Raw genomic sequence first — 18664 nt, 5'->3', positions numbered from 1 at the left:
CGGCCTGCCGGGCCGCTACCTGGCGGCGGCCCGGCAGGGGGTCAGGGTAATGCGAAAACGCGGCGTTGGCTGACCGGGCAGCAGGCCGGTGTCGACCGTGCCCTCCGCGCGCGCGCCCATGCGCTGGTAAAAGCCGGCGGCAAGGGGATGGCAATCAATGAGCAACCGTTCGGCGCCGGCCCGGTGGGCGGCGTTGATGGACCAGCCGAACAGCATTTTGCCGATGCCGGTATTGGCGTTGTCCGGCGCCACGAACAGCCGTTCGAGCAGGGCGATTTCATCCTGGAGCAGCAACTGGGCGGCGCCAAGCAAGGCATTGCCGGCCTCGGCGACGCAAATCAGCGAGTTTTCCATATCCGCCGGGCGAAAAGTCAGCTTATCGCGGCAGGATTGCCGCAACGCGTCGTCATAGCCCAATAAGGCCGTCGACTGCACGCAGAGCTCGGTGAGTCGGCTCAACTCATCGATACGGGCCGCTCTGAGCCGGAACATCAACGGTTTTCCGTCCGACAGCGGTAAATCCGCAGGATAAGGTCGGTGGCGCGCCGGGCATCTATGCCCGCGGCCAACGGCGTATCGCCCCGCGTAACCGCCCGTTCGAAATCCTCGAGCACCGCTTCGTGGCGGGAGGTGTCGGTCACCGCCGGGTTGCTGGCGCCGTCATCGGGCGCCGGTTCCGCCTGCTCCGCCGGATTGTCGAGGCCGGCGATGTGCCAGGCGCTGATCCGGTCGTTCAGCAGGGTAAAGGTGCCTTTTTCACAGCTGACCTCCAGGCGCGGAGGGTATCCCGGCGGGGCGCAGGTGGAGGCGACGATGGTGCCGATCATGCCGTCGGCATGGCGCAACACCACGGCGCCGTGATCTTCGGCCTCCATCTGGTGCGCGAAGGTGTCCAGCTCTCCCTGCACCCGTTCCGGCATGCCGAAAAACCAGATGTAGTTATCGATATTATGGCTGGCCTGCTGGATAAAGACCCCGCCGCCGTCAACGGCGTAGGTGCCGCGGTATGCCGCGCTGTCGTAATACGCCTGATCGCGCCAGAAGCGGCAGCTCAGGTCGGCGGAATAGATTCGGCCGAACGCCTGCTGCTCAAGCAGGCGTTTAATGGCCCGGTTGTCCGGATTGGTGCGGCGCTGGTAGCTCACGGCCAACACCACCTGGTGCCGCGCGGCAACCCTTATCATATCGTCCATGGCGGCCTGGGTGATATCCAGCGGTTTTTCCACCAGCACATGCTTGCCCAGCTGCGCGGCCTCGATGGCGCTTTGATGATGCAGTGCGTTGGGCGTGGTGACGATAACGGCGTCAAACGGCCGATCGACTTGCGCCAGCGCCGGCCAGCAAGGTAATGCGTCAACGGTAGCGCCCGCCGCTTTGCTGCGGGATATATACCCCACAGCTTCGCTTGCCGGCAATGCGTCCAGCGCCTTGAGATAGGTGCGGCTGATGTTACCTGTACCCACGATGACATATTTCATAACAGAGTCGATGCCTTGTTGAAAAATGAAGAACCGATCGTCCCTGAATATCACGATTGCCGCTGAAGCGCGGCCGGCCTTGCCATCGGGCATCGGACGGCGCCGCATAACGGATTGTCAACGCCTGTATAGACCGATCATGACTTGTAACACTGCCAAGCAGTATTGCAAAGGTCATCGCGCTTGCCAAGCCCCCCGTGAAGGCGGCGCACGCCTGGGGGCGGAAAGCGTCGCCGTCAGGGCTGCTTTTGCTCCGCGCCGGGCTCGCGCCAAAGCTTTAGCCTGGAGGTCTTGCCGATGCCGGGATTAAAGGTATTGGTGGGATCGATCTGCCGGTAGAACGCCGCCAGCTGCGGCTTGGCCTGGTAAAGATGGCCAACGTTGTGTTCGGCCGGATATTCGGCGCCGCGTTGATTAAGCAACGCCAGCATCCGTGCTTTCAACGCATGGCTGTCGACCCCCTTACGCACAATATAATCCTGATGAAAGACGTGGCACATGAAATGACCGTAATAAAGCTTGGCCACCAGTTGCCGGTCAATGTCCGGCGGCAGGGTTTCGAACCACTGGGTTTCATTGCGCGGCAGGGCAATATCCAGGGCCAGGATATCCTCCACCTCATCGCTGTGTACCGCATGATAGCGCACCGCGGCCCCGGCGGCGGCGAAACGGTGCAGGAAAGCCTTGCCGCCCTCGTCGTCGGTGCAGATAAAATAATCCCCCGGCTCCACGGCAAAAAAGTTTTTCAGGTAGGCCTCGGCCTCGTTAATGCCGTCGCCGGACATTTTCAGCAGCAGATGATGCTCATAACGCTCGCGGAACGCCGTCATGCGCGGCGGCAAATGCTGCGGCCACAGGCGGCTTGCCAACTGCAGGAAACGATCGCTGAGCTGCGGCGGCAGCCAGGCCTGGGCGTTCAGAGTGGCGTCGATACGGCCTTTTAGCTGGAACAGCCACGGCATCCGGTCGGTGCCGAGCCGGTTAATCATGATAAAGGTGTCTTTGCCGTAGGTGGCGCTGATATCGTAACAATCGCGATGCATATACTCGCCCGCCACCGGCAGGTTGGCGAAGCCGGACAGGACGTCGCGGCGCAGCCGGGCCAGGACCTGCGGGTCGTTGGTGCCGATGTAGAAGACCTGCTGGCGTTCCTCGGCGGGAAACGTATCCAGGCGCACGGCGAACACCGCCACCTTACCGGCGCTGCCCGACGCCTCGAACAGCCGGCGCTGGTCGGCGTTAAATCGCGACGGGGTGGCGGCATCCACCTGGCGCACCCGTTCGGCGTAATCATGATCGGAGCAGGCATGCCCGGCCGGTTGAACGTCCGCCGCCGAATATTGCCGGTTCTCCAGCCGGGTGAGGATCTGCTCCGGCGTGGTGCCTAAATCGATGCCTAAATGGTTGACCAGCCGCAATTGGCCGTCTTCATCTCGCTGCGCGAACAGCGCCATTTCGGTATAGGCCGGGCCGCGCTTGACCAGCGATCCGCCGGAATTATTGCAAATGCCGCCGATGACCGACGCGCCGAGACATGAGGAGCCGATAACCGAATGCGGTTCCCGCTTCAGGGGCTTCAACGCCTTTTCCAGCGTATAAAGCGTACTGCCCGCCAGGGCCACTGCCTGCCGGCCCTCGTCGATCAGCTGTACGCCATCCAGGCGCCGGGTGCTGACCACCACCACCTCGCGATCGTAATCGGAGCCGTTGGGCGTGGAGCCTTCGGTCAGGCCGGTATTGGCCGCCTGCATGATAATCACTTTGTCGGCGGCCACGCAGGCTTCCAGCACCCGCCACAGCGAGAGCAGCGAGTCGGGCAGCACCACCGCCAGGGCCGGGCCGCTGCCGGAGCGGAATCCCTTGCAATAACGCTGGGTCTGGCGGCTATCGGTCAGGACATGACGCTTACCGACGATGGCGGTAAGCTGTTCTAAAAACGCATGCGATAGATAAGGCGAAGTGTGCGGCATAACGATATCCTTTTCTCTGCGAAGCAAACTGATTTTATACCCACGGACGGGATACGGACTCATGTAAACTGGCGCATATGGATAATGAATATACGCCCGGAGCGGCGTCAATGTGAACATAATGAGAAAGGCGCTTTGCCGGCAGCCGGTCCGGCCGCCGCGGCGTCGCCGGACGCATCCCGGGCGCGCGGCCGATTAACGATATTCTTATCCAGAAACAAACGCTTTCAATAATTTAACCTTACCCACTCGCGTTCGTGATGGTCTACACTGAGCACTGCGATGCCTTATGGCATATTAACCAGAATATCCGTAGCGGGCGCCGGGCCCGGTACGCTTTCGCGAGTATGAGAACAACGATATGAAATGGCTGTGTTCACTGAGCCTGCTTGCAGCATTATCGCTTCACCCCGCCCTGGCGGACGATACCCAGCTTCCTTCTCCCGATTTGCCCCGCGACGCTTATGTTAACGCGCTGCTGCAAAAAATGACCCTGCAGGAAAAAATCGGCCAGCTGCGACTTATCAGCGTCGGGCCGGAAAATCCGAAGGAAGCCATCCGGGAGATGATCAAAAACGGCCAGGTGGGCGCTATTTTTAATACGGTGACCCGCCAGGATATCCGCCAGATGCAGGATCAGGCCATGCAATTGCCCCGGCTGAAAATCCCGCTTTTCTTCGCCTATGATATCGTCCACGGCCAGCGCACTATTTTCCCCATCAGCCTGGGGCTCGCCTCCAGCTGGAACCTTGATGCGGTAGCCACCAGCGGACGCATCGCCGCCTATGAGGGCAGCGAAGACGGACTTAACATGACCTGGGCGCCCATGGTGGACGTCACGCGCGATCCGCGCTGGGGCCGGGTCTCCGAAGGGTTGGGCGAAGATACGTTCCTGACCGCGGAAATCGGCCGCACCCTGGTGCAGTCCATCCAGGGTAAGAATCCGGGCGATCGCCACGCGCTGATGACGTCGGTAAAACATTTTGCCCTGTATGGCGCGGTGGAGGGGGGACGTGATTACAATACGGTCGATATGAGCCCGCAACGCATGTTCCAGGATTATATGCCGCCTTATAAAGCGGCCCTTGACGCGGGCAGCGGCGGGGTGATGGTGGCGCTGAATACCGTAAACGGCGTTCCGGCCACCGCCGATGCCTGGCTGTTAAAGGATATTCTGCGCAAGCAATGGCATTTTACCGGCATCACCATCAGCGATCACGGCGCCATCAAGGAATTGATCAAACACGGCGTGGCCAGTTCGCCCATCGAGGCGGTAAAAATTGCGCTTAACGCCGGCATCAACATGAGCATGAGCGACGAATATTTTATCCGCTATCTGCCGCAGCTGGTGAAAAGCGGCGGGGTCAGCGAGCAGGAAATTGACGAAGCGGTACGCCACGTGCTCAATGTCAAATACGATATGGGCCTGTTCCGCGACGCTTACAGCCATTTGGGCCCCGTGGGCAGCGATCCGCAGGACACCAACGCCGAAAGCCGCCTGCACCGCGACGCGGCGCGCCAGGTGGCGCGCCAGTGCCTGGTATTGCTGAAAAACCGCCTGCATACCCTGCCGCTGAAAAAACAGGGCGTTATCGCCGTGGTGGGGCCGTTGGCGGACAGCCAGCGGGATATCATGGGCAGTTGGTCCGCCGCCGGGCGGCCCGAGCAATCCGTCACCCTGTTGCGCGGAATACGCAACGCCGTGGGGGACAAGGCCACCGTGGTGTATGCCCGGGGCGCCAATATTACCGATCATAAGGATATGCTCGCTTACCTGAATTCCTACGATCAGGCGGTGAAGAACGACCCGCGCGCGCCGCAGGCGATGATCGACGAAGCGGTCAAGGCTGCCCGCAAAGCGGATGTTGTCATCGCGGCGGTAGGGGAATCCCAGGGCATGGCCCACGAGGCGTCCAGCCGTACCAATATCACCATTCCAGACAGCCAGCGCGCGCTTATCGACGCGCTTAAGGCCACCGGCAAGCCGCTGGTGCTGGTGCTGATGAACGGCCGGCCGCTGGCGCTGGTGCGTGAGAACCAGCAGGCGGACGCCATGCTGGAAACCTGGTTCAGCGGCACCGAGGGCGGCAACGCCATCGCCGATGTGCTGTTTGGCGATTACAACCCGTCCGGTAAACTGCCGATGTCCTTCCCACGTTCGGTGGGGCAGATCCCAACCTATTATAATCACCTGCCCACCGGGCGGCCCTATCTGGCGGACAAACCGGATAAATACACCTCGCATTATTATGACGAGGCCAACGGCCCGCTTTATCCGTTCGGTTTCGGCCTGAGCTACACCACCTTCGACGTATCGGCGCCGGCGCTGTCAAGCACTACGCTTGGGCGCGACGGCAGTATCACCGTCAGCGTCACCCTGACCAATACCGGCCATCGCGACGGCGATACCGTGGCCCAGCTCTACGTACACGACATCGCGGCATCGTTAAGCCGTCCGGTGAAGGAATTAAAAGGCTTCCAGAAAGTGTTCCTCAAGGCCGGGGAAGCAAAAACGGTGACGTTCAGGCTGGATGCCGCCGCGCTGAAATTCTATGATCAGCAGATGCGGTTTGCCGCCGAGCCGGGCGAATTCGAGGTGATGGTGGGGCTGGATTCCGCCCGGGTCAAAACCGCGAGGTTTACCCTGCAGTAATCATCCTACCGTGAGCCTCAAGGGCCTGTCGCTGCGGACATGCTTTTTTGCAAAATATGCCGCTGCGTAACGTTTATTCCCCGCCGTTGCGCAGATTTTTACCATCATTGCCGCTAAAATAGGCGTCTGCAGGGGCTTAATGAGACACTATCATGGCGTTTACCGAAGTCGTCCTCGTCGATGAGCGCGATCAGTGCGTGGGCAGGATGGAAAAACTCCAGGCGCATCGCGAGGGGCTGCTGCATCGGGCGATCACGGTATATCTCTTTAATCCACGCGGTGAGCTGCTGCTTCAGCAGCGCGCCGCCGGCAAATACCACTGCGGCGGTTTATGGAGCAATACCTGCTGCGGCCATCCCATGCCCCACGAGGATACCCAGACCGCGGCCCGGCGCCGCCTGCATGAGGAAATGGGCCTGCGCTGCGCCCTGACGCCGGTGTTTAAGCTGCAATACCGCCTGCCGCTGGCCAATGGGCTGATAGAACATGAATTCGATCATGTTTTTTTCGGCGTCAGCGCGCAGGCGCCGACGCTTAATCCCGAAGAAGCCATGGCCTGTCGTTACCAGGCATTGCCGGCGGTGCTGGCGGATATCAAGGCGCGTCCGGCGCGGTACACGCCCTGGTTCAGGCTGACGCTGGCCGCCATTCCAGGCCATATAACCGAATTTATGCGCCTAAAGCGCGCCGGTTAAGGTTATTCTGCCCGCGATCTCCCCGCGAGCCTTAATGTTGTCTCCATACTTTCGGTTCTATTCTTATGCTTTCTTTTTTAATGAATAAATTCTAATTTGAACTATTCTTCCAAGAACATAATATCCGTTCAACCGCTGCGGATAATTTACCAATACCTCTGAGGGGAATGAAAATCATGGTCAATTTTTTTCATCACGGACGAGCGCTGTGTCTTGCCGCAGCCATGCTGGGTATGACCGCCGGCGCTCAGGCGGCCGATTCGCCGGTGCGGGTGGGATCGAAGATCGATACCGAAGGTTCGCTGCTCGGCAATATCATTGTCCAGGTTCTGGAGTCCCACGGCGTCAAGACCATCAATAAATCCCAACTGGGCACCACCCAGGTATTACGCGGGGCCATCACCGCCGGCGAAATAGATATCTACCCCGAATATACCGGCAACGGCGCGTTTTTCTTCAGCGATGAAAAAGATCCCGCCTGGAAAGACGCCAACGCGGGTTACCAGAAAGTCAAAAAACTCGATTATGACAAGAATCATATTGTCTGGCTGGAACCGGCGCCGGCGAATAATACCTGGACCATCGCCATCCGCGAGGACCTGGCCAAAAGTAAAAATATCAATTCACTGGCCGATTTGGGCGGTTATCTGAAAGCCGGCGGCAAATTCAAGCTGGCCGCCTCGGCGGAATTTATCGAACGCCCCGACGCCTTGCCCGCCTTTGAAAAAACCTATGGCTTTAAACTGCAGCAGGATCAGCTGCTGTCGCTGGCCGGCGGCGATACCGCCGTGACGCTGAAGGCCGCCGCCGAACAGACGTCCGGCGTCAACGCCGCCATGGCCTACGGTACCGACGGGCCGGTGGCCGCGCTCGGGTTGCATACCCTGGCCGATCCGCAGGGCGTACAGCCTATTTACGCGCCGGCGCCCATCATCCGCGAGGCGGTGCTCAAACAGCATCCTGATATCGCGGCCTGGCTGAAACCGGTATTCGCCTCGCTGGATACCCAGACGCTGCAAAAGCTCAATGCCGGCATCGCGGTGGAAGGACAGAATGCCAGCAAAGTGGCGGCGGATTATCTTAAACAAAAAGGGTTTGTCAAATCCTAACCCTCCCGGCGCCGGGGAGAGCCGCCCTGCGTGGTTAAAAACCGCGTCCTGCTGACCCTGTCGCTATTGGCGATTGCGGCGGGCGTTTGGCTGCCTTTTGTCAACTATGCGCCGAACCGCCTGATGTCAGGCCAGGGCATCGGGCTGGCCGCCCTGCTGGGCGGTGGGTGGTTACTGCTGCTGGCGCCGGTTGCCGCGCTGGTGGCGCTGTGTTTTGTCGCGCCCTCGCGCCGCGCGCAGCTGGCGGTTATGCTGCTGGCGGAGGTATTGCTGTGGTGCCTGGTGGCGCTGGCCGGCGACACGGCCACGCAACTGGCCGGGCGGGGCGGGCATCTGGCGCGCACCTCGTTCGGCAGCGGTTTCTGGCTGCTGCTCGCGCTGTGCCTGCTGATCGCCGCCGACGCCATCGGCCGCGCGACCGCCAGTCATACGCTGCGCGTCGTGGCCAATGCGCAAATCTGGCTGCCGCCGGTGGCGCTGATCTGGACCGGGCGGCTGGATCAACTGTCGTTATTTATCGAATATGCCAACCGGCGGGAGATTTTCCAGCAGGCGCTGGGCGAACATCTGACCCTGCTGTTCGGCACCCTGGTGCCGGCTATCGTTATCGGCATTCCGCTGGGGCTGCTTTGTCATCGCTCGGCGCGCTGGCGCCCGGCGCTGTTTTCCACCCTCAACATTATCCAGACGATACCGGCCATCGCCCTGTTCGGCCTGCTGATTGCGCCGCTCAGCGGCCTGGCCGCCGCCTGGCCGTGGCTGCGCGACGCGGGGGTAGGCGGTATCGGCCTGGCGCCGGCGCTGATTGCCCTGGTGCTGTACGCGCTGCTGCCGCTGGTGCGTAGCGTGAACGCCGGGCTGACGCAGGTACCCGCCGAGGTGATTGAAACCGCGCTGGGCATGGGCATGACCCGCGGGCAGATATTCCGCCGTATTCAGGTGCCGCTGGCGCTGCCGGTGATCCTCTCGGGCATCCGCATTATCGCCGTGCAGACCGTCGGCATGGGCATGATCGCCGCCCTGATCGGCGCCGGCGGTTTCGGCGCGCTCATGTTCCAGGGCCTGCTCAGCAGCGCGCTGGAGCTGGTCTTGCTTGGGGTGATCCCGGCTATCGCGCTGGCGGTGCTGGTGGACACGTTGTTTAAACTGATCATCTCTTTTCTTGAGACGGTACACCAATGATTCAATTTCAACATGTCAGTAAAATTTTTCACGGCAAACCGGCGGTGGAAGACCTGAACCTGAACATTGCCGAAAGCGAGTTTACCGTGCTGATTGGTACTTCCGGCTCAGGTAAGTCCACCACGCTTAAAATGATTAACCGTTTAATTGAACATGACCAGGGCAAGATTTTGTTCGCCGGCGATGAGATCCACAGTTTTAAACCGCAGGAACTGCGCCGGCGCATGGGTTACGCCATCCAGTCCATCGGCCTGTTCCCGCATTGGACGGTGGAGCAGAATATCGCCACCGTGCCGCAGCTGCTGAAGTGGCCGAAGGCTAAAATACGCGATCGCGTCACCGAATTGTTGGAACTGCTGCATCTGGACGCGGCGCAGTTCCGCGGCCGTTATCCCCACCAGCTTTCAGGCGGGCAGCAGCAGCGGGTGGGCGTGGCGCGCGCCCTGGCCGCCGATCCGGAGGTGCTGCTGATGGATGAGCCTTTCGGCGCGCTCGATCCGGTTACCCGCGCCGCGCTGCAGGCGGAAATTGCCCGTATTCACCAATTGTCCGGCCGCACGGTGGTGCTGGTGACGCATGATATCGACGAGGCATTGGCGCTGGCGGACCGCATTGTCTTGCTTGACCAGGGGCAGGTGATCCAGCAGGGTACGCCGCGTCATTTACTCACCCAGCCGGCCAATGTCTTTGTCAGGGATTTTTTCGGCCGCAGCGATATCGGCATTAAATTACTGGCGCTGGGCGCGGCGGGGAGCCATGCGCGCAAAGGCGAGCGCTTGCCCGGCAAACCGATAGCGGCCGCCATGACTCTGCGCGAGGCCCTGTCGGAGTTTGTCTCCCGCCAGACCGAACTGCTGCCGGTGGTGGATGAGCAGGGCGCATCGCTGGGCGTGCTCCATTTCCGCGATTTGGTCAAACCCGGGAAGGAGGAATAGCATGCTGCGCCGGGTAATTACCGATCCGCTGTTATGGTGCGCGCTGCTGCTGCTGGCGCTGATGTTCGGCATGACCAGGCTGGACTGGCTATTCTCGCAGTTGTTTCCGGCGCTGGATCGTCCGGTCTATCTGCAGGACAGCTTTGCTTCGCTGGCCTGGGCCCATGTCCAACTGGTATTGCTATCAAGCCTTATCGCCGTGGCGATTGGCGTCGGCGCCGGTATCGGCGTGACGCGGGCGGCCGGCCGGGAGTTTCGCTCGCTGGTGGAAACCATCGTGGCGGTCGGCCAGACCTTTCCGCCGGTGGCGGTGCTGGCCGTCGCCGTGCCGGTGATGGGCTTTAGCGAACAACCGGCGATTATCGCGCTGGTGCTCTACGGCCTGTTGCCCATTGTGCAGGGAACCATCACCGGCATTGAAACGGTGCCGGCATCCATTCTGGAAACCGCCACCGGCGCCGGCATGAGCCGCTGGCAAATATTGCGCCGGGTGGAGCTGCCGCTGGCCGCGCCGGTTATCATCACCGGCATCCGCACCTCGGTGATTATTAATATCGGCACCGCCGCCATTGCCTCCACCGTGGGCGCCAAAACGCTCGGTTCGCCGATAATCATCGGCCTGAGCGGCTTTAATACCGCCTATATTCTACAGGGCGCGATGCTGGTGGCCCTGCTGGCGGTCATCAGCGATATGCTGTTCGAACGCTGGCTGCGCTGTTTTCACCCTACCTGATGGCCGCAGGGACGTCCTCAGCTATGGACGATGACGATATAACCGGCCAGCATGACGCCGCCGATGGCGCCGAGGGCGCACAATGAGATCAGGCCGAACACGCCCGCTTTGATAAGATTCATACCCTTCCTTAAGGTCGCGATTCACTTCATTATAAGTGCTGCGCGCAGCGATACAAGCGCGATGGGGCGGCGCAGGTGACACCCCAGGCGTGGCTTATGCGCCTCAACCCGCCCGCGGCCCCTGGCCGTCTGGGCTGGATCCCGGTTCCAATACCGGTTGATAACTGCAGATATATACAGCATAAGGCTGACGCCGGAGCCGGTCTGTGGGACAATAACCCCATCCCGTATTGAGAAGATAAAGGCTCATGCCGCTGTCCGTCGCTACCAAAGCGCAAATCCATGATTGGTATAAAGCGCTGCAAAAACATATCCCGGATTTTATATCCCGCACGCCGCAGCGCCAGATGATTGCCGAAGTGGCGAAAGCGCTGTCCGGGGATATCGAACGCCATTTAGTGATTGAGGCGCCCACCGGCGTGGGGAAAACGCTGTCTTATCTCATCCCCGGCATCGCCATCAGCCGCGCCGAGGATAAGCCCCTGGTGGTCAGCACCGCCAACGTGGCGCTGCAGGACCAGATTTTCAGTAAAGACCTGCCGCTTTTGAAAAAGCTGATCCCGGATTTGAAATTTACCGCCGCCTTCGGCCGCAGGCGCTATGTCTGTCCGCGCAACCTGGCGGCCATGGCGGCGGACAACGTATTCCAGGGCGACCTGAAGCTGTTTCTCGATGACGGCCTGGTCCCCGCCGACGGTAAAGAGCGCACGTTATGCGGCAAAATGCAGCAGGACTTGGCCCGCTTCGCCTGGGATGGCCTGCGCGATCATTACCCCAAGTCGGTGAGCGACGGGCTGTGGGGTAAACTCAGTACCGATAAAGCGAACTGTCTCGGACGTAATTGCCATTATTTCCGCGACTGTCCGTTTTTTATTGCCCGCAAGGAAATTGAAAGCGCCGATGTCGTGGTGGCCAACCATGCGCTGGTGATGGCGGCGCTCGACAGCGAATCGGTACTGCCCAATCCCAAGCATATGCTGCTGGTGCTCGACGAGGGGCATCATTTGCCCGACGTGGCGCGGGACGCGCTGGAAATGAGCGGCGAAATCACCGCCGGATTTATCGCCCATCAGCTGGAGCTGTTTATGCGCCAGACCGAACAGACCCTGGCGCAGTTCAAGCCGGCCAAGCCGCCCCTGCTCAGCGGCGGTGAACGCCTGAAGAACCACTGCGCTGAAATCCAGGAACTGGTGGCGCTGTTCGAACGGCAGGCGGTCTTCGTGCTGCCCAGGGACAGCGTGGCGGGGGAGTTTCGTTTTGCCATGGGGCAACTGCCCATCGCCATGAGCGAGCTGGCCGCGCGGCTGTTCAAGCTTACCGACGCGCTGCGCATGCTGACTGAGTTCCTGCTGAATGATTTGAGCGAGAAAACGGGCAAGCAGGATATTGTGCGCCTGCACCAGGCGCTGCTTCATACCAGCCGCACCCTGGGTTATTGGGAATCGGCCAGCAGGTTATGGAAGCTGGCGGCGCAGGATAAGGCATCCAATGCGCCGATCTCCAAATGGCTGACCCGTGAAATGTCCGATGGAGGCGCGCATATCTTCCTGCACTGCGTCGGCATCCGCGTCAGCGATCAGCTGGAAAAGCTGCTCTGGTCGAAGATACCCCATGCGGTGGTGACCTCCGCCACCCTGCGATCGCTTAATAGTTTTGCCCGGCTGCAGGAGCTTTCGGGGTTGCAGGAACGGGCGGGGGATCGTTTTGTTACCCTCGGGTCGCCGTTTGATCATCGCCATCAGGGCAAACTGGTGATCCCGCAGATGCACAACGAACCGGTGATGGCGCGGGAGGGCGAACATCTGGCCGAAATGGCGGCCTTTTTCCGCGCTGAGCTTGCCGCCGGCGCGCATCGCGGCATGCTGGTCCTGTTTGCCAGCCATCGCGCGATGCAGCTTTTCCTGACCCATGTCGTCGATCTGCGGCTGCAACTGCTGGTACAGGGCGACCAGCCGCGCTATCGCTTAATTGAAGAACACCGCCGGCGCGTGGATCAGGGCAAGACCAGCGTACTGCTTGGCCTGCAGTCCTTTGCCGAGGGGCTCGACCTGAAGGGCGAACTGCTGACCCAGGTGCATATCCACAAAATCGCCTTCCCGCCCATCGACAGCCCTGTGATCCTGACCGAAGGGGAGTGGCTGAAAACCCAGAAACGGCATCCGTTCGAGGTGCAAAGCCTGCCCAGCGCCTCGTTTAACCTTATCCAGCAGGTGGGGAGGCTTATCCGCAGCCATGAATGCACCGGTGAAATCGTTATCTATGACCGGCGTCTTATCACCAAATCCTACGGCGCGCGGCTGCTGGCGGCGCTGCCGGTCTTTCCCATCGAGCAGCCGCCGATGCCGATGCCGGCCGATGCCAAGCCCGGGACTGTCACGGCCAAGGGCTGAGAAACCGGCGGGCGGCTGGATGAGCCGCCTGTTCAGGCACGGCTTTCATTGTCCAGCTTTTGCGCTATGGCATGTTCCGCGGCCAGGGTAACCCGCGCCACCAGCCCCGGACAGTTAAACAGCCTTTCGTACACCCGGTCGGCAACAGGGCGAATAAGGTCAGGGCAATCCATCTGATGGTTATTCATATACAGCCTTACCACCGCGACGGTGGACGTTGCGGAGCCGTTCTCAATGCGGGTGATATGGGCATATTGGCGCCAAATTCCCGTTTTGGTCATGGCCTGCTGGATAATATCCCGGTTAAACGTCGGGGTAAGATTCAACGGCTTATTTTCCTTAAGCCGGGCGTCCATGACCTGATCGATGGTTTTATTTATCTGCGCCGGAAGATAAAGTGCAAATTCATTTGATTTCCATTCTAGTTTATCTTTTTGTTCTTTCAATAAACCGGATTTCATTTCTTTCACTATGCCTTCCGCGGTTTGGCCAATAAAGGTTTCGCGATCGACCGGTCGGTCGTGTAATAATTCCAGCGGCAGATGCCTTTTCAACTGAAGCTGGTCGTAAGCGGCGTCCCTGTTTTTTTGCGCGGCGCTAAGATCATAACGTTTACTGTTACAACCGACGAAGGCCGGTATAAAAGATTTAACCCCTCGGCCTGGCGAGGAACCGCCGCCGTTCCTTGACTCTGACGCGGCTACGCTATCGTCGTCTTCCGCTAGCGCATTATAGCTTTCCTCGCTATCCATGCTGGATTTAGCTGCAGCCCTTGCCGAATAGCTCCTGATATTAACCAGTTTTTTGATCACGGACGTTAATACATGGGTCCTGAGTGTAACCTGGCCCTCATTCCATGATGTGATTTTCGTAAAGAAGGAGGAATTCATACCCGTTATATGCATAATGTTTTCCTGATAATAAATAACAAAATAGAAAGGTAAAAAAGTCATTTTTTTATATCACGCATCAATGTTGCATTCGATGTTTTTACTACTCATTGAGCGTTATCTACAAGTCCGGTTATAAAAGAGAGCCATTTTGGCCTTTTTAATTAAACTTCAGTAAAGAATATTAAATTTTTAGCGGCAAGGCGTGCCGCGCGAGCGACGGGCCCAGACCGGACATAGGACAGGTTATGCGCGGCATGGTCGCGGCGACGCTGAACCCGGTTATCCCTATCCCGGCGCTGTATTTGCTAGGAATAAGTTGAAGCACTTTATTAGCGCGTTAATGAAAGGTATTGTGGATTGAGACATCCGCGTGATCGCGGCGGATGGCAGAGGTTGAACTTTACATGCGTATTGGAAACGGTCGGTTATGGATTATAGCAAGGTCATAAAAGAAGTCGGACGGGGAAAAAATCATGCCCGCGATCTGGAGAGATCCACCGCTGTTGCACTCTATCGCGCCATCCTGGCCGGAGAGGTGCCGGAGCTGGAGCTCGGCGGGCTATTAATTGCCTTTCGTATCAAAGGCGAGGCCGAAGAAGAGATGCTGGGCTTTTATGAGGCGATGCAGGAGCGGGTGATGGCGCTGCAGGCGCCGGCGGATATGCCGCCGCCGGTGGTTATTCCCAGCTATAACGGCGCGCGCAAACAGGCCAACCTGACGCCATTGCTGGCGATGGCGCTCGCGCGCCTCGGCTTTCCGGTCGTGGTGCACGGCGTTACCGACGATCCGGGCCGGGTGACCAGCGCGGAAATTTTCCGCGCCCTGGGCATAGCCTGGCACGATAACCCTCTGGCGGCGCAAAGCGCGCTGGTCATGGCGCGTGCGCCGGTATTTATCCCGGTGGGCCATCTGTGCCCGGCGCTGGACGCCCAGTTAACGCTGCGCTGGCGCATGGGGGTACGCAACAGCGCCCATACGCTGGCCAAACTGGCGACGCCGTTCCATCATCATCTGCACTGGCGCCTGTGCAGCGTATCGCATCCGGAATATATCACCCGTATCGCCGCCTTTTTCAACGCCATCAACAGCAGCGCCCTGCTGATGAACGGCACCGAGGGCGAAACCTACGCCAATCCGCAGCGTCTGGCGAAAATCTATGCCCTGCACCAAGGGCGGCAGCAGGTCATACTGGACCCGCTGGCCCATCCGCTGCCGCCGCTGGAAAATCTGCCGCGCGCGCGCGACGCGCTGACCACCGCGCGCTGGACCGAAGCCTGCCTGCGGGGCGAATTCGCCTTGCCGGAGGCTATCCGGCTGCAGTTGGCCGCCATATTGCTTGCCACCGGGCAAGCTCCCGCGCTTGACCAGGCGCTGGCGACTGTCGATCGCGCGATACCCCACGACTGACGGCGTACCCTGAACCAGAGCGGCATGGGCAAGCGCCTTTCGCCCTGACTGAGAAATGAAGCAATACCTGTTATCAGGAGATGTTATGCAACAGGCAGTAGCGTATTTTAACGCGCTGAACCGCGATTACCTGGCGGTTCATCAGACCAAGGAAGACCTTTTCTGGCAGCATTATATGGCCATCGGCGGCGAGGACGTCGCGGATCGTTTCGCCGCGGCGGAACAAGCGTATAAGCGGTTTATCGCGGCGCCGGCGCGCCCGGCGGAAATTCGCCGTCATATCGCCGCGCTGGAACTGCTGCCGCCAGGCCGGGAACGTGACGACACCCTGCACGGACTGCGCGGCTGGTTGCGTTTTTTTGACTGCAACGTGATTGAGGATGCCCGGGCGCAGACCCTGATGGATGACCTTATCGCCGCGGAAAACGACCTCTACGCCCGGCGCAAAACCCTGGCGCTGACCCATATCAACGATAAGGGCGAACGGGTGGCGGCCTCGTTGGGCGAACTGATGACCAATCAGGCCAATAACGCCGATGAATCAGCGCGCCAGAGCTCGCAGCAGGCGCTGCGCGAGCTGGAGCAATGGCTGTTGCATAACGGTTTTCCGGCGCTGGTGCGCCTGCGTAACCGCTTTGCCCGCCAGATGGGCTATCGCAATTACTTTGACTATAAGGTCAATAAAACCGAGCGGATGACGCCGGAACAGCTGTTCGCCATTCTGGATCGGTTTGAACGGGAGACGCGGGAGGGTAATTTACGCAGCCTGCGGCAATTGGCGGCGGTAAAAGGCGAGAACGCGCTGCAACCCTGGAATATCCGCTACCGCACCGCCGGCGACGTGACCCGCCAGCTGGATCCCTACCTGCCGTTTGCCGAGTCCCTGGGCCGCTGGGTGGACAGCTTTAAACGGCTGCATATCGGCTTTAACGGCGCGCGGTTGCAGCTCGATCTGCTGGTGCGCAAGGATAAGTACGAAAACGGTTTTATGCATGCCCCCGTGCCGCCGTTCCGGCGCCAGGGCGAGTGGGTCCCGGCGCGCATCAATTTTACCAGCCTGGCCAAACCGGACCAGATCGGCAGCGGCATCAGCGGTATCAATACGCTGTTTCACGAGGGCGGGCACGCGGCGCATTTTGCCAATATCCGCCAGAACGCCCCGTGTTTTTCCCAGGAGTTTCCGCCCACCTCTATGGCCTACGCTGAAACGCAGTCCATGTTTTGCGACAGCCTGCTGGACGACGCCGACTGGCTGAAACGCTATGCCCTTAACGGCAACGGCGAGCCGCCGCCGGACGCGCTGATCCAGGCCGCCATCGCCGCGCGCCAGCCTATGCGCGCCTTTAACGAGCGCCATATCCTGCTGGTGCCTTATTTTGAATGGGCGCTGTATCAATGGGACGATGACCAGCTGACGCCCGACGCCATTACGCGGCTGGCGCGGGAAACAGAACAACGCATCCTGGGGATTGACGGCAGCCCGCGGCCGACGATGGCGATTCCGCATCTGTTATCGCAAGAGTCCGCCTGTTCTTATCAGGGCTATCTGCTGGCGCTGATGGCCGTGGAGCAAACCCGGCAGTTTTTCCTTAAGCGCGACGGGTATCTCACCGATAACCCGGCCATCGGGCCCGATCTTGCCGCCCATTACTGGCATCCGGGCAATAGCGTCGCCCATGACGATACGCTCAGGAGCCTGACCGGGGAGGGATTTAATCCGCTGTATTTGGCGGCGGCCTGCAACCAGACGGCGGATCAGGCTTGGCGTCAGGCGCAGGAGACCATCGCGCGCGGGATGGCGCGGCCGCAGCCGGCCGCCGATTTTGCCCTGGACGCCGTCATCACCGTTATCGACGGCGAGCGGGTGCTGGCATCCAACGCGCAGGGCGATGAGCAGATGTGCCGGGAGTTTGCCGCGGCGATTCGTCAGGCGTATTGATCCGCGGGTAAGCCGCTGCGATCAGTTTTTATGATAAACCGGGCTGTAGCCTTCGATAGCCTGGTTTTTTTCCGGGGAAAAAACCTGGCGCGGGCAATTGCCGGCGGTACTGGCGGTGGTTTTATTGATGCAGGCGCTGTCCGCGCGCGGGTTGCGCGGCATATCCGGCAGCCGATAGGCGGGCAGGGCGTAAGCCGCAGCGCTGAGCATCACAAGCAGACTGGCAAGGATTGTACGTTTCATAATAATCACGCTGTAAATAATATCATATCGGATGCTTATGATACGCTTGTTACATGGATTTTACAGCCGTGATTATTGATAAATTGCATCAGTAAATTTGATGGACAGTGACCGGCGTGTCTTGACGGACAAAGCGGCCGCCGCCCTGGTGTTAACGCGCGGGGCGATCGTCCGGACGCACTTTATCAAAGCGCTGCTCGTCCGAAATGCCGTAATACGCGCTCGGCCCTCCGGCGCGCAGTATGGGATGCGCGGCGGCGGTTTGGTATACGCCCTGCTCGTTAAACAGCTTTTTATCAATATGTACCGCTACGACTTCACCCAATATCAGCCAGCTTTCGATTAATCCGCCCTGGGCGTCCTGCAACTGGATGCATTGGGTTAACTGGCACTCAAAATTGACCGGGCTTTCGGCGACCCGGTGCGCGGCCACCCGCGTTCCCTTGATGGGCGTCAGGCCGGCAAAGCTGAATTCGTCCTGTCCTGCGGGCAGCGAGGCGGAGCTGTTATTCATCGCATCGGCCAGTTCGCGGGTCGCCAAATTCCAGACAAACTCCCCGGTGGCGGTGATATTGGCCACGCTGTCCTTCCAGCCGACGCTGCAAAATCCGATGATCGGCGGATGGTAGTTAAAACCGTTGAAAAAACTATACGGCGCCAGGTTGCGCTGCCCTTGCTTATCGACCGAGGCAATCCAGCCGATAGGCCGCGGACCGATAATAGCGTTAAACGGATCGTGCGGCAGGCCGTGCCCGTGACGCGGTTCATAATAATAACGGGAAGATGAACTCATGGTTTCTCCAACACTATGGACATTTACGCCGGCGACGGGCATCGGCTTCTGTGCCGCCGGTAGCGGGCTTCGCACCGTGGTTAACACGTGGGATCGCGTGGGAAAGGGCGGCAATCCCCGG

Annotated in this window: 15 protein-coding genes and 1 pseudogene; 9 read left to right on the top strand and 7 right to left on the bottom strand. The window is 59.8% G+C overall.

The window, feature by feature from the left end; all coding sequences use genetic code 11:
* Nucleotides 1-15: 15 nt before the first annotated feature.
* From ACL2XG_RS08815 to dld, 3 genes are all read right to left on the bottom strand, one after another.
* Nucleotides 16-492, bottom strand: a complete 477-nt coding sequence (locus tag ACL2XG_RS08815) for a GNAT family N-acetyltransferase (RefSeq protein ID WP_413722351.1) — start codon at nt 490-492, stop codon at nt 16-18.
* Entirely contained in the window at nt 492-1478 is a 987-nt protein-coding gene (locus tag ACL2XG_RS08810) for a Gfo/Idh/MocA family protein (protein WP_413722352.1), read from the bottom strand. Before ACL2XG_RS08810 ends, ACL2XG_RS08815 begins: the two co-directional genes overlap by 1 nt.
* A gap of 236 nt (nt 1479-1714) precedes the next feature.
* Nucleotides 1715-3448 (bottom strand): D-lactate dehydrogenase, encoded by a 1734-nt coding sequence (dld, locus tag ACL2XG_RS08805; protein ID WP_413722353.1) that lies wholly within the window; start codon nt 3446-3448, stop codon nt 1715-1717.
* A gap of 361 nt (nt 3449-3809) precedes the next feature.
* Here dld and bglX point away from each other — a divergent pair, with 361 nt between their 5' ends.
* The 6 genes from bglX (at nt 3810) to ACL2XG_RS08775 (ending at nt 10755) form a co-directional block, all read left to right on the top strand.
* Complete coding sequence (bglX, locus tag ACL2XG_RS08800) at nt 3810-6101, top strand: beta-glucosidase BglX (RefSeq protein ID WP_410015969.1); 2292 nt, start codon at nt 3810-3812, stop codon at nt 6099-6101.
* 152 nt (nt 6102-6253) lie between these two features.
* Entirely contained in the window at nt 6254-6796 is a 543-nt protein-coding gene (gene idi, locus ACL2XG_RS08795) for an isopentenyl-diphosphate Delta-isomerase (protein ID WP_413722354.1), read from the top strand.
* Between the two features lie 176 nt (nt 6797-6972).
* Nucleotides 6973-7905 (top strand): ABC transporter substrate-binding protein, encoded by a 933-nt coding sequence (locus ACL2XG_RS08790; RefSeq protein ID WP_413722355.1) that lies wholly within the window; start codon nt 6973-6975, stop codon nt 7903-7905.
* Between the two features lie 30 nt (nt 7906-7935).
* Nucleotides 7936-9087, top strand: a complete 1152-nt coding sequence (locus ACL2XG_RS08785) for an ABC transporter permease (RefSeq protein WP_410015966.1) — start codon at nt 7936-7938, stop codon at nt 9085-9087.
* On the top strand, nt 9084-10022 hold the full coding sequence (locus tag ACL2XG_RS08780; RefSeq protein WP_410015965.1) for an ABC transporter ATP-binding protein: 939 nt from the start codon (nt 9084-9086) through the stop codon (nt 10020-10022). Before ACL2XG_RS08785 ends, ACL2XG_RS08780 begins: the two co-directional genes overlap by 4 nt.
* 1 nt (nt 10023) lies before the next feature.
* A complete protein-coding gene (locus ACL2XG_RS08775; RefSeq protein ID WP_410015964.1) occupies nt 10024-10755 on the top strand; it encodes an ABC transporter permease in 732 nt (243 codons plus the stop codon).
* A gap of 17 nt (nt 10756-10772) precedes the next feature.
* Here the strand turns inward: ACL2XG_RS08775 and ACL2XG_RS08770 are convergent, their stop codons facing one another.
* Entirely contained in the window at nt 10773-10877 is a 105-nt protein-coding gene (locus tag ACL2XG_RS08770) for a hypothetical protein (protein ID WP_410015963.1), read from the bottom strand.
* 248 nt (nt 10878-11125) lie between these two features.
* On the opposite strand from ACL2XG_RS08770, the pseudogene dinG reads away from it, so the two are divergent.
* Nucleotides 11126-13222: pseudogene (dinG, locus tag ACL2XG_RS08765) on the top strand (ATP-dependent DNA helicase DinG); the annotation flags it as partial.
* Between the two features lie 77 nt (nt 13223-13299).
* On the opposite strand, the gene ACL2XG_RS08760 reads toward dinG, so the two are convergent.
* Nucleotides 13300-13737 (bottom strand): hypothetical protein, encoded by a 438-nt coding sequence (locus tag ACL2XG_RS08760; protein WP_413723589.1) that lies wholly within the window; start codon nt 13735-13737, stop codon nt 13300-13302.
* Between the two features lie 850 nt (nt 13738-14587).
* Between ACL2XG_RS08760 and ybiB the strand changes: the two genes are divergently transcribed.
* Nucleotides 14588-15568 carry a DNA-binding protein YbiB gene (ybiB, locus tag ACL2XG_RS08755; RefSeq protein ID WP_413722357.1) on the top strand — a complete coding sequence of 327 codons (981 nt, stop codon included), beginning with the start codon at nt 14588-14590 and terminating at the stop codon, nt 15566-15568.
* An 85-nt stretch (nt 15569-15653) separates the two neighbouring features.
* Entirely contained in the window at nt 15654-17507 is a 1854-nt protein-coding gene (locus ACL2XG_RS08750) for a M3 family metallopeptidase (protein ID WP_413722358.1), read from the top strand.
* Nucleotides 17508-17528: 21 nt separating this feature from the next.
* On the opposite strand, the gene ACL2XG_RS08745 is transcribed toward ACL2XG_RS08750, so the two are convergent.
* Together ACL2XG_RS08745 and ACL2XG_RS08740 are read right to left on the bottom strand one after the other, a co-directional pair.
* Nucleotides 17529-17750, bottom strand: a complete 222-nt coding sequence (locus ACL2XG_RS08745; protein WP_410015959.1) for a hypothetical protein — start codon at nt 17748-17750, stop codon at nt 17529-17531.
* A 151-nt stretch (nt 17751-17901) separates the two neighbouring features.
* A complete protein-coding gene (locus ACL2XG_RS08740; protein WP_410015958.1) occupies nt 17902-18543 on the bottom strand; it encodes a flavin reductase family protein in 642 nt (213 codons plus the stop codon).
* Between the last annotated feature and the right edge of the window lie 121 nt (nt 18544-18664).

Source organism: Sodalis sp. RH24 (genome assembly GCF_047324145.1).
In the GTDB taxonomy this organism is placed as follows: domain Bacteria; phylum Pseudomonadota; class Gammaproteobacteria; order Enterobacterales; family Enterobacteriaceae; genus Acerihabitans.
Note: the sequence above shows the minus strand (reverse complement) of the source record. Positions and strands in the feature narration are given on the sequence as shown.